Origin of the sequence: Leclercia sp. W17 (assembly GCF_003336325.1) — a bacterium.
Lineage (GTDB): Bacteria > Pseudomonadota > Gammaproteobacteria > Enterobacterales > Enterobacteriaceae > Enterobacter.
Genome location: NZ_CP031101.1, coordinates 2,977,899 through 2,990,628 on the forward strand (window position 1 = coordinate 2,977,899; position 12,730 = coordinate 2,990,628).

The 12,730-nt window shown below is 54.8% G+C and carries 14 protein-coding genes; 9 read left to right on the forward strand and 5 right to left on the reverse strand.

What is annotated here, in order from left to right; all coding sequences use genetic code 11:
• Window positions 1–62: 62 nt before the first annotated feature.
• From phoP to DVA44_RS14805, 3 genes are all read left to right on the forward strand, one after another.
• Window positions 63–734: a two-component system response regulator PhoP gene (phoP, locus tag DVA44_RS14795; protein WP_114387401.1), complete on the forward strand. Its 672-nt coding sequence runs from the start codon at window positions 63–65 to the stop codon at window positions 732–734.
• Complete coding sequence (gene phoQ, locus DVA44_RS14800) at window positions 735–2,198, forward strand: two-component system sensor histidine kinase PhoQ (RefSeq protein ID WP_114387402.1); 1,464 nt, start codon at window positions 735–737, stop codon at window positions 2,196–2,198.
• A gap of 89 nt (window positions 2,199–2,287) precedes the next feature.
• Window positions 2,288–3,409, forward strand: coding sequence for a cupin domain-containing protein (locus tag DVA44_RS14805; protein WP_114315324.1), 1,122 nt, complete (start codon window positions 2,288–2,290; stop codon window positions 3,407–3,409).
• A 140-nt stretch (window positions 3,410–3,549) separates the two neighbouring features.
• On the opposite strand, the gene DVA44_RS14815 is transcribed toward DVA44_RS14805, so the two are convergent.
• Together DVA44_RS14815 and pepT are read right to left on the reverse strand one after the other, a co-directional pair.
• On the reverse strand, window positions 3,550–4,041 hold the full coding sequence (locus DVA44_RS14815) for a transposase (protein WP_114387404.1): 492 nt from the start codon (window positions 4,039–4,041) through the stop codon (window positions 3,550–3,552).
• A gap of 111 nt (window positions 4,042–4,152) precedes the next feature.
• Window positions 4,153–5,376 carry a peptidase T gene (gene pepT, locus DVA44_RS14820; RefSeq protein WP_114387405.1) on the reverse strand — a complete coding sequence of 408 codons (1,224 nt, stop codon included), beginning with the start codon at window positions 5,374–5,376 and terminating at the stop codon, window positions 4,153–4,155.
• A 248-nt stretch (window positions 5,377–5,624) separates the two neighbouring features.
• Here pepT and potA point away from each other — a divergent pair, with 248 nt between their 5' ends.
• The 6 genes from potA (at window position 5,625) to DVA44_RS14850 (ending at window position 10,504) form a co-directional block, all read left to right on the forward strand.
• On the forward strand, window positions 5,625–6,761 hold the full coding sequence (potA, locus tag DVA44_RS14825) for a spermidine/putrescine ABC transporter ATP-binding protein PotA (RefSeq protein ID WP_114315327.1): 1,137 nt from the start codon (window positions 5,625–5,627) through the stop codon (window positions 6,759–6,761).
• Entirely contained in the window at window positions 6,745–7,602 is an 858-nt protein-coding gene (gene potB, locus DVA44_RS14830; protein ID WP_114387406.1) for a spermidine/putrescine ABC transporter permease PotB, read from the forward strand. Before potA ends, potB begins: the two co-directional genes overlap by 17 nt.
• On the forward strand, window positions 7,599–8,387 hold the full coding sequence (gene potC / locus DVA44_RS14835) for a spermidine/putrescine ABC transporter permease PotC (protein ID WP_103179124.1): 789 nt from the start codon (window positions 7,599–7,601) through the stop codon (window positions 8,385–8,387). Before potB ends, potC begins: the two co-directional genes overlap by 4 nt.
• On the forward strand, window positions 8,387–9,433 hold the full coding sequence (potD, locus tag DVA44_RS14840; protein ID WP_114315328.1) for a spermidine/putrescine ABC transporter substrate-binding protein PotD: 1,047 nt from the start codon (window positions 8,387–8,389) through the stop codon (window positions 9,431–9,433). Before potC ends, potD begins: the two co-directional genes overlap by 1 nt.
• 198 nt (window positions 9,434–9,631) lie before the next feature.
• The gene (locus DVA44_RS14845; RefSeq protein WP_114387407.1) at window positions 9,632–10,069 is read left to right on the forward strand and encodes a DUF6708 domain-containing protein; all 438 of its coding nucleotides are present in this window, start codon (window positions 9,632–9,634) and stop codon (window positions 10,067–10,069) included.
• 42 nt (window positions 10,070–10,111) lie between these two features.
• On the forward strand, window positions 10,112–10,504 hold the full coding sequence (locus DVA44_RS14850; RefSeq protein WP_114387408.1) for a hypothetical protein: 393 nt from the start codon (window positions 10,112–10,114) through the stop codon (window positions 10,502–10,504).
• A gap of 83 nt (window positions 10,505–10,587) precedes the next feature.
• Here DVA44_RS14850 and DVA44_RS14855 read toward each other — a convergent pair whose 3' ends face one another.
• The 3 genes from DVA44_RS14855 to nagK form a co-directional block, all read right to left on the reverse strand.
• Complete coding sequence (locus DVA44_RS14855) at window positions 10,588–10,893, reverse strand: hypothetical protein (RefSeq protein ID WP_114387409.1); 306 nt, start codon at window positions 10,891–10,893, stop codon at window positions 10,588–10,590.
• Between the two features lie 65 nt (window positions 10,894–10,958).
• Complete coding sequence (cobB, locus tag DVA44_RS14860; protein ID WP_114387410.1) at window positions 10,959–11,780, reverse strand: Sir2 family NAD+-dependent deacetylase; 822 nt, start codon at window positions 11,778–11,780, stop codon at window positions 10,959–10,961.
• A 15-nt stretch (window positions 11,781–11,795) separates the two neighbouring features.
• Window positions 11,796–12,707: an N-acetylglucosamine kinase gene (nagK, locus tag DVA44_RS14865; RefSeq protein WP_103823736.1), complete on the reverse strand. Its 912-nt coding sequence runs from the start codon at window positions 12,705–12,707 to the stop codon at window positions 11,796–11,798.
• Window positions 12,708–12,730: the final 23 nt, after the last annotated feature.

The following is a 12,730-nucleotide window of genomic DNA, read 5'->3' on the forward strand; positions in this document are numbered from 1 at the left end:
TCCCCGCCGCAACATAATCAGCGTTAAACTACTCTGACCATTCATATTAGGGAGAAGCGATGATGCGCGTACTGGTTGTTGAGGATAATGCGTTGCTACGTCATCACCTGAAAGTTCAGCTTCAGGAGATGGGGCATCAGGTGGATGATGCTGAAGATGCCAAAGAAGCCGATTACTATCTCAATGAACATCTGCCCGATATCGCCATCGTTGACCTGGGTCTGCCTGATGAAGATGGTCTGTCGCTGATCCGCCGCTGGCGCAGCCACGATGTCTCTTTGCCGGTACTGGTTTTAACCGCCCGCGAAGGCTGGCAGGATAAGGTTAAAGTGCTCAGCGCCGGTGCCGATGACTACGTCACCAAACCTTTCCATATTGAAGAAGTTGCCGCCCGCATGCAGGCGTTGATGCGCCGCAACAGCGGTCTGGCCTCGCAGGTGATCTCCATTCCGCCGTTTCAGGTCGATCTCTCCCGTCGCGAACTGGCGATAAATGACGAGGTGATTAAGCTGACGGCTTTTGAGTACACCATTATGGAGACGCTGATCCGTAACAGCGGCAAGGTGGTGAGCAAAGATTCCCTGATGCTCCAGCTCTACCCTGACGCGGAGCTGCGCGAAAGCCACACCATCGATGTTCTGATGGGGCGTCTGCGTAAGAAAATTCAGGCGCAGTACCCGGAGGATGTCATCACCACCGTGCGCGGGCAGGGCTATCTTTTCGAATTACGCTAAATGAAAAATCTCCTGCGTCACTTTCTGCCGCTGTCGCTGCGGTTTCGATTCCTGCTGGCGACAGCAGTAGTGGTGCTGGTGCTCTCCCTGGCCTACGGCATGGTCGCGCTGGTGGGCTACAGCGTCAGTTTCGACAAAACTACCTTCCGCCTGCTGCGCGGCGAAAGCAATCTCTTCTATACCCTCGCCAGATGGGAAGACAATAAAATCAGCATCGATATGCCGGAGCATCTGGATCGCCAGAGCCCGACCATGTTGCTGATTTATGATGAAAAAGGCAGGCTGCTGTGGGCCCAGCGCGACGTGCCGTGGCTGATTAAAAGCATCCGCCCGGAGTGGTTAAGAGCCAACGGCTTTCATGAGCTGGAAGCCAATGTTGATGCCACCAGCGTGCTGGTCGGTAACGACCGGAAGATGCAGCGGGAGCTGGCCGAGATCCGCGAGGATGACGACGACAGCGAGCTGACCCACTCGGTGGCGGTAAATATCTACCCCGCGACCCTCCAGATGCCCCAGCTGACGATTGTGGTCATCGACACCATTCCGGTTGAGCTTAAACGTTCCTATATGGTGTGGAACTGGTTCGTCTACGTGCTCGCCGCCAACCTGCTGCTGGTGATCCCCCTGCTCTGGCTGGCCGCCTGGTGGAGCCTGCGTCCTATCGAGTCGCTGGCGAAAGAGGTGCGCGAGCTGGAAGAACATCACCGTGAAAAACTCGACCCGAACACTACCCGGGAACTCACCAGCCTGGTGCGCAATCTTAACCGGCTGCTGAAAAGCGAGCGCGAACGTTACGATAAGTACCGCACCACCCTCACCGATCTGACCCACAGCCTGAAAACCCCGCTGGCGGTCATGCAGAGCACGATGCGATCCCTGCGCAGCGCGAAGCTGAGCGCCGAAGAAGCAGAACCCGTGATGCTGGAGCAGATCAGCCGTATCTCCCAGCAGATTGGTTACTACCTGCACCGGGCCAGCATGCGCACCGGCAGCACCCTGCTGAGCCGGGAGCTGCATCCCGTCGCCCCGCTGCTCGACAGTCTGACTTCGGCGCTGAACAAAGTTTACCAGCGCAAGGGGGTGAACATTACCCTCGATATCTCCCCGGAAATCAGCTTCGTCGGCGAAAAAAATGACTTTATGGAAGTGATGGGCAACTTGCTGGATAACGCCTGTAAATATTGCCTGGAGTTTGTTGAAGTCTCCGCCCGTCAGGGAGAGGACCAGCTGCATGTTATCGTTGAGGATGATGGCCCCGGGATCCCTCAGGGCAAACGTGACCAGGTCTTCGATCGCGGCCAGCGCGCCGACACATTGCGCCCCGGTCAGGGGGTCGGTCTTTCGGTCGCCCGGGACATTGTGGAGCAGTATGGCGGCAGAATCGAAACCAGCGACAGCCTGCTGGGTGGTGCCCGAATGGAGGCAATTTTTGGTCGTCAGCATCTGACAAGCGACGATAGTTAAACCCCAGGGTGAAAAAAGCGTGATTCTCACACGCAGGCTGCCGAGCTTCCGTTATAATCCGAGTCATTAAAAGCCTGCGGAATATAAATATGGATTATCAATTAGCTCTTAACTGGCCCGACTTTATCGAACGTTACTGGCAAAAACGTCCGGTTGTCCTGAAACGCGGCATCGCCAATTTCGTCGATCCGATCTCTCCCGATGAGCTGGCTGGCCTGGCCATGGAGAGCGAAGTCGACAGTCGTCTCGTCAGCCATCAGGACGGTAAATGGCAGGTGAGCCACGGCCCGTTTGAAAGCTACGACCATCTGGGCGAGAGCAACTGGTCGTTACTGGTGCAGGCAGTTAACCACTGGCACCAGCCCGCCGCAGCTCTGATGCTGCCATTCCGCGCCCTGCCCGACTGGCGGATGGACGATCTGATGATCTCCTTCTCTGTGCCCGGGGGCGGCGTTGGCCCGCATCTGGATCAGTACGACGTGTTTATTATCCAGGGTACCGGCCGCCGCCGCTGGCGCGTGGGTGAAAAGGTGCCGATGAAACAGCACTGTCCGCACCCTGACCTGCTGCAGGTCGATCCGTTTGTCGGCATCATCGACGAAGAGCTGGAGCCGGGCGATATTCTCTATATTCCACCGGGCTTCCCGCACGAGGGGTACTCCCTTGAGAACTCGATGAACTATTCAGTCGGTTTCCGTGCCCCAAGCGGCCGCGAGATGATCAGCGGGTTTGCCGATTACGTCCTGCAGCGCGAACTGGGCAGCCAGCGCTTCAGCGATCCGGCGGTCCCTTCCCGCGAACATCCGGCCGATATTCTGCCGCAGGAGCTGGATCAGCTGCGCGGAATGATGCTGGAGATGATCAACCAGCCGGAACATTTCAACCAGTGGTTCGGGGAGTTTATCAGTCAGTCCCGTCACGAGCTGGACGTCTCCCTGCCGGAACCGCCGTATCAGCCGGATGAAATCTATGATGCGCTTCAGCAGGGCGACAAGCTGGCGCGTCTGGGTGGATTGCGGGTGTTACGCATTGGCGAAGCGGTGTATGTCAATGGCGAGCAGCTGGATTCCCCGCACCGTCCGGCGCTGGAGGCTCTTGCCAGCCATATGGTGCTGACTGCCGATCATTTCGGCGATGCGCTGGACGATCCGTCGTTCCTCGCGATGATGGCCGCGCTGGTGAACAGCGGGTACTGGTTCTTCGAGGACTGAGTCGTTTGTGGGTTGCCGGGCGGCACTGCGTTTGCCCGGCCTACAACGTCGTCTGTGACAACGCCCGGTGGCGCTTCGCTTACCGGGCCTACAAAATCGCAACCGTAGGCCGGGTAAGGCGCAGCCGCCACCCGGCTTTTTTATCGCCGCTCTCCGGTGTCAAAATCCTCTATCTCCCCAGCCCAATCCTCCGGGTATATCCCTTCCCGTACATCACGATAAAAAGTGGAATATGGCCACGCTTTCACGCGCGTCACATAGCCATGTTTCAGCGGGTTGATATGGATGTAATCCGTATGTCGCCGCAGGTCGTTTTCGTCCCGGATGGTATGTTCCCAGAAGCGTGGCTGCCAGATGCCTGGCATCCCCAGCACGCGGGTGAAGGTCTTTTTGATGTATCTCCAGCGGCCGGAGTAATCCGTGTCATTTTCGGGTAACGTCCAGATACAGTGCATATGTTCCGGCAGGATCACCCAGGCATTAATCAGAAAAGGTTTGCGGCATTTAACACATTGCGTTGCCGCACGAAGCGTATCGATATGACGCGTCAGCAGATCGCTGCGCCGGTTTTGCAGGTTAACGGTGAAAAACCAGGTTCCGCCTGGCACATAATGTCGACGGTAGTTTGACATATGAGGTTCCCTCCTCATGTGTGGAAATGCCGGGCGGCACGTTGTTTGCCCGGCCTACGCGTTTACCGTAGGCCGGGTAAGGCGTAGCCGCCACCCGGCGTCAAACGGCGACTATTGTTTTGCGGTGAGCTCCGCAATCCGCACAATCACCTGCACCGCTTTTTCCATCCCCTCGAGGGTCACGAACTCATGTTTGCCGTGGTAGTTATAGCCCCCGGTGAACAGATTCGGGCACGGCAGCCCCATAAAGGAGAGTTGTGCGCCATCGGTGCCGCCGCGGATCGGCTTAAGCTGCGGCTCAACGTCGCAGTCGCGCATCGCCTGCTGTGCCACCTCAAGGATGTAAGGATGCTCGATCACCTTTTCATGCATATTGTAATAGCTGTCTTCGATGACCAGCTCAATGTAGCAGTCCGGGTGGAGTCCTTTGCCCACCTTTTTCGCGATATCCATCATCTTGCGTTTGCGCGCTTCAAACCCTTCGCGGTTGAAATCACGGATGATGTAGTGCATGTCGGCGCGATCCACCGTCCCTTTGATGCTGGTGAGGTGGTAGAAGCCCTCATAGCCTTCGGTTTTTTCCGGGCTTTCATCTTCCGGGACTTCGGCATGAATGCGCGCCGCCAGCGACAGCGCGTTCACCATCACCCCTTTCGCGGTGCCCGGGTGGACGTTGTTGCCGACGATACGGATATTCACCGATGCCGCATTGAAGTTCTCGAACTCCAGCTCACCCACGCCACCGCCATCGACGGTGTAGGCCCAGCGGGCATCGAACGCCTCAACGTCAAAATGCTTCGCCCCTTTGCCCACCTCTTCATCGGGGGTAAAGGCCACACGGATATCGCCGTGCGGCACGTTGTTGTTTTTCAGCACCGCCAGCGCGGTCATGATCTCGGCAACGCCCGCTTTGTCATCAGCCCCCAGCAGCGTTTTGCCGTCGGTGGTGATCAGGGTCTGGCCGAGCAACTGGTGTAATACCGGGAACATCACCGGCGATAGCACTTCGTCACCGACGCCAAGGGCGACATCACCGCCCCGATAATTCTCAACAATCTGCGGATTGACGTTTTTACCGCTAAAATCCGGTGAGGTATCGACATGGGAAATAAAGCCAATGGCAGGAATATCACCGCTCACATTCGCAGGTAGCGTGCCCATTACCGTCCCTTTTTCACTTAAGGTCACGTTAACGAGCCCCAACTCCTCCAGCTGGTTTTTTAACAGCTGCAACAGCTTCCACTGCCCTTCGGTGCTTGGCACCTGGCGGACACCCGGCTTAGATTGGGTATCCAGCGATACGTACTGTAAAAAACGCTCAAGTAATTTATCCATGCAGTCACCCTCACTTTTCGTGACAACATTATCAGTAAGCAGCAAAACCCAAATATTGCGTCAGGTCACTTTTATCCCGTAAACGAGAATATTTCCGTTTCTCTCGTCGTTTGCTAATAAATGTAGCTTATCAATGGGTAACAAGGATTGGCGATTGCAGCGCTTTCCCGTAGAATGTCCGCCCTCATTACGTTTCACCAAGGTGGTTAACCACAAACCCCGCTGCGATAAGCATTTGCAGCGTCGATATGGGACTGAATCAAAAATTGAATACACAACCAGCTTCACTGTCACCGTTGGTGCAACTGGCCGGAATTCGTAAAAGCTTTGACGGAAAAACCGTCATTTCCGACCTGGATTTAACGATCAACAACGGCGAATTTCTTACACTACTTGGCCCTTCAGGCTGTGGTAAAACGACAGTGCTTCGCCTTATCGCCGGGCTGGAAAACGTCGATCGCGGTCACATCCATCTGGACAGTCAGGACATTACCCAAGTCCCTGCTGAACACCGCCACGTCAATACCGTCTTTCAAAGTTACGCGCTTTTTCCGCACATGACGGTTTTTGAAAACGTCGCCTTTGGCCTGCGGATGCAAAAAACGCCCGCCAGCGAAATCACCCCGCGCGTCACCGAGGCTCTGCGCATGGTCCAGCTTGAAGCCTTCGCTCAGCGTAAACCGCACCAGCTTTCAGGTGGACAGCAACAGCGTGTCGCCATCGCCCGCGCTGTGGTTAATAAACCGCGCCTGCTGCTGCTGGATGAGTCCCTTTCCGCGCTGGACTACAAGCTGCGCAAGCAGATGCAGAACGAATTAAAGGCGCTGCAGCGTAAGCTCGGGATCACCTTTGTCTTTGTCACCCACGATCAGGAAGAGGCTTTGACCATGTCCGATCGCATCGTGGTGATGCGCGACGGCAAAATCGAGCAGGACGGTACGCCGCGCGAGATCTACGAAGAGCCGAAAAACCTGTTTGTCGCCAGCTTTATTGGCGAAATCAACATCTTCAGTGCTACCGTTATTGAACGACTCGACGACCAGCGGGTGCTGGCTAACGTCGAAGGCCGCGCCTGCAATATCTTCGTCAATTTTGCCGTTGAGCCGGGACAGCAGTTGAACGTCCTGCTGCGTCCGGAAGATCTGCGCGTTGATGAGATCCACGACGAAACCGAAGTCGAAGGGTTAATCGGCTATATCCGCGAGCGCAACTACAAAGGCATGACGCTTGAGTCGGTCGTTGAGCTGGAAAACGGCAAGATGGTGATGGTCAGCGAATTCTTTAACGAAGATGATCCTGATTTCGACCACTCGCTCAATCAAAAAATGGTCATTAACTGGGTAGAAAGCTGGGAGGTTGTGCTGGCTGATGAAGAACACAAGTAAATTCCAGAATGTGGTGATCGCCACTATCGTCGGTTGGCTTGTGTTATTTGTCTTTTTACCCAACCTGATGATTATCGCGACCAGCTTCCTGACCCGTGACGACGCCCATTTTGTCTCGCTGGTCTTTACGCTGGAAAATTACGCGCGCCTGCTGGACCCGCTCTATTTCCAGGTCCTGCTCCATTCGCTCAATATGGCGCTGATAGCCACCGTAGCCTGCCTGGTGCTGGGGTATCCCTTTGCCTGGTTCCTGGCGAAGCTGCCGACGAAAGTGCGACCGCTGCTGCTGTTCCTGCTGATTGTGCCCTTCTGGACCAACTCGCTGATCCGCATCTACGGCCTGAAGATCTTTCTCAGCACCAAAGGCTACCTGAACGAGTTTCTGCTGTGGCTGGGCATCATTGATACCCCGATCCGCATCATGTTCACTCCCGGCGCGGTGATTGTGGGGCTGGTCTATATCCTGCTGCCGTTTATGGTGATGCCGCTCTACTCCAGCATTGAGAAGCTGGATAAGCCCCTGCTGGAGGCGGCAAAGGATCTGGGCGCCAGCAAAATCCAGACCTTTATCCGCATTATCATCCCCCTGACCATGCCGGGGATCATTGCCGGCTGCCTGCTGGTGATGCTGCCAGCGATGGGGCTGTTCTACGTCTCTGACCTGATGGGCGGGGCTAAAAACCTGCTGATCGGTAACGTCATCAAGAGCCAGTTCCTCAATATTCGCGACTGGCCGTTCGGTTCGGCCACCAGTATCACCCTGACCCTGGTGATGGGCCTGATGCTGCTGGTCTACTGGCGCGCGTCGCGGCTGCTTAACAGTAAAGGGGAACTTGAATGATCGGTCGACTGCTCCGCGGCGGTTTTATGACCGCGATTTATGCGTACCTCTACATTCCGATCATTATCCTGATCGTGAACTCCTTTAACAGCTCGCGCTTTGGCATTAACTGGCAAGGTTTTACCACCCAGTGGTACAGCCTGCTGGTAAATAACGACAGCCTGCTGCAGGCGGCGCAGCACTCCCTGACGATGGCGATCTTCTCGGCCACCCTCGCCACCCTGATTGGCTCCCTGACGGCGGTGGCGCTCTATCGCTACCGTTTTCGCGGTAAGCCTTTCGTCAGCGGCATGCTGTTTGTGGTGATGATGTCTCCGGACATCGTGATGGCTATCTCGCTGCTGGTACTCTTTATGCTGCTGGGGGTGCAACTGGGCTTCTGGTCCCTGCTCTTCTCGCACATCACCTTCTGCCTGCCGTTTGTGGTGGTGACGGTTTACTCCCGTCTGAAAGGCTTTGACGTGCGGATGCTGGAGGCAGCGAAAGATCTGGGTGCCAGCGAGATGACCATTCTGCGCAAAATTATCCTGCCGCTGGCGATGCCCGCCGTGGCCGCGGGATGGCTGCTCAGCTTTACCCTGTCGATGGATGACGTGGTGGTTTCGTCATTCGTCACCGGGCCGAGCTATGAAATTCTGCCGTTGAAGATCTATTCAATGGTGAAAGTCGGTGTCTCACCGGAGGTGAACGCGCTGGCGACCATACTGTTGATGTTATCGCTGGTTCTGGTGATCGCCAGCCAGCTTATTGCTCGTGATAAAACAAAATCTCAGGGGACGTATTAATGAAAAAATGGTCACGCCACCTGCTCGCGGCAGGCGCTCTCGCAATGGGTATTAGCGCTGCACACGCGGACGACAGTAAAACGCTCTATTTCTATAACTGGACCGAGTATGTGCCGCCAGGCCTGCTGGAGCAGTTCACTAAAGAGACTGGCATCAAGGTGATCTACTCGACCTACGAGTCGAATGAAACCATGTATGCCAAGCTCAAAACCTATAAAGATGGCGCCTACGACCTGGTGGTCCCGTCGACCTATTTCGTCGACAAGATGCGCAAAGAGGGCATGATCCAGAAGATCGACAAATCGAAGCTAACCAATTTTTCAAACCTCGATCCGGAGATGCTCAACAAGCCGTTTGACCCGAATAACGATTACTCTATTCCGTACATCTGGGGCGCAACGGCAATTGGGATCAACAGCGAAGCGATGGATCCTAAATCGGTGACGAGCTGGGCCGACCTGTGGAAACCAGACTATAAAGGCGAATTGCTGCTGACCGACGACGCCCGCGAAGTGTTCCAGATTGCGCTGCGTAAGCTGGGCTACTCCGGCAATACCACCGATCCGAAAGAGATTGAAGCGGCTTACCACGAGCTGCAAAAACTGATGCCTAACGTGGCCGCCTTCAACTCCGACAACCCGGCGAACCCGTATATGGAAGGGGAAGTCAACGTGGGGATGGTGTGGAATGGGTCGGCCTACGTCGCGCGTCAGGCCGGTACGCCGCTGGAAGTAGTGTGGCCTGCAGAGGGCGGGATCTTCTGGATGGACAGCCTGGCTATTCCATCTAATGCCAAAAACGTGGACGGTGCCCTGAAGCTGATTAACTTCCTGCTGCGCCCGGATGTGGCAAAACAGGTGGCAGAGACCATCGGCTACCCGACACCAAACCTCGCCGCCCGCAAGCTGCTGAGCCCGGAAGTGGCGAATGACAAGTCGCTCTACCCGGATGCGCAGACCATCAGTAAAGGCGAGTGGCAGAACGATGTGGGCGACGCCAGCCGCCTGTATGAAGAGTATTACCAGAAGTTGAAGGCGGGTCGTTAATGCAATAATATGCCGGGTTTCGACCCGGCATAACTCAATGGTACAAGGATAAGTACATATGAAGCTGAACAGTAATATTCTTTATTCTCTTTATTCTCTTTTTTCTGCATCGACATTATTTTTACTACCGTTAACAAGACATGAGCATTGAGTTTCCTGATTTAAAGGATTACAGGCAACATCATAAAAGGGCTCATTATGTCAAAAAAAACGCAGAAAAAAGCGCCGCCCCTATTCGGTGTAGTCGCCGTCAATGATATTTATTGTGATATCATAAGAAACGTCCCCAGAAGCGAATGGCTTGGCGTAACGATGCCACTTCTGACATTAATCCCACTTCTGTTATCTATTTGTTTTATTGGCCCAATTATTGGGTATTCTCCCATATTTATTCTGGTTGAGATTATACTCATCCTGATGTTCTATAGCAGCATCCACGCATTGCGTGTCGTCATGACCCACCCCAAAACGTTACTCGTCAGGCTGAATCGCAAACGCCAACGGGTGTATGTTCAAACGTATCGCCCCACGCGTAATATCTTTGCGAAATGGCCTGTCGAAACGCTGATTTATGACTGGAAGGACATTGAAGCCCATTTTAGTAACGGTTCCGGAACTGCGGGTTCCCGGACATAGTATAAGTGGCAAGCCCCCTCGACCGATGGAAGAAAAAACTGGATGATCATCAGCGATGATAACGCGCCTTTATTTTATCAGGTCTCTCGCTTCTCTACCGATATTGCCGATACTCTTTTGAGTTATGCGGAATCCTGGGCGTGGTGCAGAAACTATATGAATGGCCTGATGACACCCGTTAATTTAATATCGATAGAAAATAACTACTCCTTTAAATATTGCGTGACGAGATTGAGTAGCCGGACATTGTCGCGTGTCAATGAACAGGATAAATGGACAACCATTTTCCCCGTCAGGAATCCTTTTTTCTGGCTCATCTCTTTTATTATGGTGCCAACCATTTTACTGGACGCTCTGGCAATGAGGCGAATTATGCGCAGGCTGCCGGAGACGCCGTGGTCTGATGAGGCGCTGGTCGAATCAACAACAGATTAATTATTTATTTTAACTGCGTAAGGTCCTGCATTGTTGTCAGGGCTTTGCGGATAATCTGGCGTTGATTCGTGCCGCGCAACTATTTACTCCGATATTTTTTGCAACGCGTCATCAATTTTGCCAATCACATACATCAGCGGCTTCCACAGCACCACCAGCGTAATAATCGTGCCAAACAGTTGCACATCGCCATGCGCAAGTTGCCCGGTAAACAGCAGGTATACCAGGTTAAATATACACGAGCCGGCGGAGACAATGCCGAGGAACAAAAAGAGAATGAACAGAATATTTCTGCTGTCAGAAAGGCGAGGCAGGCAATACTGGCTCCACAGTCCTATCCCTACCGCCACAATAAAAATAATGGCCGATACAATTAGCGGGTTATCCATAACCTGTTCCTGTCATTCCTTGAAAATTTGCGCGAAAAACGTCTGCTCTTCGCGCATTGAAGCGCTTACAACCCCTTAAGAAGCTTATCCACAAACTGCGGCACCACTTCGCTGGCAAGCCCGTAGGTTTTCTCTTCAAACTCGCTGCCCACCTGGCTCGGCTCAAGGTTCAGCTCCACCGTGTGCGCGCCGTGCAGCTTCGCTTCGTGAACAAATCCTGCCGCCGGATAGACATGCCCGGAAGTGCCAATGGCGATAAACAGATCCGCCATCGCCAGGGCGCTGTAGATTTCGTCCATTCCCAGCGGCATTTCGCCAAACCAGACCACGTGCGGGCGCAGCGGAGAGGGAAACTGACAGCAGTGGCATTTGTCATCGGAGGTCACATCGCCGGTCCAGCTAAAGACCTGGCCGCTGCTGGAACAACGCACCTTCAGCAATTCACCGTGCATATGAAGCACGTTGCGGTTGCCCGCGCGCTCATGCAGGTTATCGATGTTCTGCGTCACCAGCAGGAAACGATCCCCCAGCGCCTCTTCGAGTTTAGCCAGCGCCAGATGCGCCGCGTTAGGGGCGATCTCCGGCGACTGCAGCTGACGGCGGCGGGCATTGTAGAATTCCTGCACCAGCTGCGGGTTACGGGCAAAACCTTCCGGCGTCGCCACATCTTCAACCCGATGTTCTTCCCACAACCCGTCGGTCGCGCGAAACGTTCGAATGCCCGACTCTGCGGAGATCCCCGCCCCGGTCAGGACCAGTACTCTTGGTTTTTCCATCAATTCCGGCATTGCCACATCCTGGAAGAAAATTCGCTGGCGTAAGCGCTCACGCAAGCGGCGTTTGTTTTTGCGAAAACGGCTGAGTCGAAGTGACCGTCGCGACAGCATAAAAACCTCGTATGGCTAACGGGTGAGATGGAGGAATGCGGCGCCGCGCATTCCTCCGGCATCGCCATGTCGTGCGCGCTCAATGCGCGGGACGCGGGCAACCGGCAACAAATGACGCGGCAAACGACCGGACAACCGTTCGGCGATGGCCGTAAAGTTCGATAATCCTCCGCCGATCACCAGCAGGTCAGGATCGACAATGGTCAGGATATTCCCCAGACAGACCGCCAGCAGATCGAGATAGCGCTCAACGTGCTCTACAGCCTGTTCATCCCCCTGCTCCCAGAGGGCAATGATTTCCGGAGCCTGACGTTTTTGATGATAGAAGTGTTCATAAAGCCATGCAAATCCACGGCCGGAGAGGTAGTTCTCAATGCAGCCGTGCTGGCCACAACCGCAGCGGATGAGCGGGAAATCACGCCCTACCACCTCCAGCGCATCCACCGGCAGGCGAATATGACCAAACTCGCCGGTGATATAGCTGCGTCCGGTCACCGGTTTGCCGTTCACCACAATCCCGCCGCCGACGCCGGTGCCGAGGATCAGCCCCATCACCAGTGGATATTGCTGGAACTCATCGTCCCAGGCTTCAGAGAGGGCAAAGCAGTTGGCGTCGTTGTCGAGGCGCACGTCGCGCTCAAGGAGGCGGGTCAGGTCGGCGCGCAGCGGCTTACCGCTGGCAGCGGGGACGTTGGCAGCGTACAGCGTACCGTCGTCGGTTTCCGGCATTCCCGGAATGCCAATGCCCACCGTGCCCTTCACGCCGAAGCGTTCATCGGCCTGGGCCACCAGCGCGGCAATGGCGGTTAAAAATTCATCGTAGCTTTCGTGGGGAGTGGGAACCCGGGTTTCCCACTGCAATTTCAGGTTGGTATCAAATACGCCCAGCGCAATTTTGGTGCCGCCAATATCAAATCCATAATACATAGTGCATTCCTCTTTTGACCCGG

Excerpts from the sequence above, each read along its gene's own strand:
- phoP (WP_114387401.1), top strand. The coding sequence starts at position 63 with ATGCGCGTACTGGTTGTTGAGGATAATGCGTTGCTACGTCATCACCTG.
- phoQ (WP_114387402.1), top strand. The coding sequence starts at position 735 with ATGAAAAATCTCCTGCGTCACTTTCTGCCGCTGTCGCTGCGGTTTCGA.
- DVA44_RS14805 (WP_114315324.1), top strand. The coding sequence starts at position 2,288 with ATGGATTATCAATTAGCTCTTAACTGGCCCGACTTTATCGAACGTTAC.
- DVA44_RS14815 (WP_114387404.1), bottom strand. The coding sequence starts at position 4,041 with ATGTCAAACTACCGTCGACATTATGTGCCAGGCGGAACCTGGTTTTTC.
- pepT (WP_114387405.1), bottom strand. The coding sequence starts at position 5,376 with ATGGATAAATTACTTGAGCGTTTTTTACAGTACGTATCGCTGGATACC.
- potA (WP_114315327.1), top strand. The coding sequence starts at position 5,625 with ATGGGACTGAATCAAAAATTGAATACACAACCAGCTTCACTGTCACCG.
- potB (WP_114387406.1), top strand. The coding sequence starts at position 6,745 with ATGAAGAACACAAGTAAATTCCAGAATGTGGTGATCGCCACTATCGTC.
- potC (WP_103179124.1), top strand. The coding sequence starts at position 7,599 with ATGATCGGTCGACTGCTCCGCGGCGGTTTTATGACCGCGATTTATGCG.
- potD (WP_114315328.1), top strand. The coding sequence starts at position 8,387 with ATGAAAAAATGGTCACGCCACCTGCTCGCGGCAGGCGCTCTCGCAATG.
- DVA44_RS14845 (WP_114387407.1), top strand. The coding sequence starts at position 9,632 with ATGTCAAAAAAAACGCAGAAAAAAGCGCCGCCCCTATTCGGTGTAGTC.
- DVA44_RS14850 (WP_114387408.1), top strand. The coding sequence starts at position 10,112 with ATGATCATCAGCGATGATAACGCGCCTTTATTTTATCAGGTCTCTCGC.
- DVA44_RS14855 (WP_114387409.1), bottom strand. The coding sequence starts at position 10,893 with ATGGATAACCCGCTAATTGTATCGGCCATTATTTTTATTGTGGCGGTA.
- cobB (WP_114387410.1), bottom strand. The coding sequence starts at position 11,780 with ATGCTGTCGCGACGGTCACTTCGACTCAGCCGTTTTCGCAAAAACAAA.
- nagK (WP_103823736.1), bottom strand. The coding sequence starts at position 12,707 with ATGTATTATGGATTTGATATTGGCGGCACCAAAATTGCGCTGGGCGTA.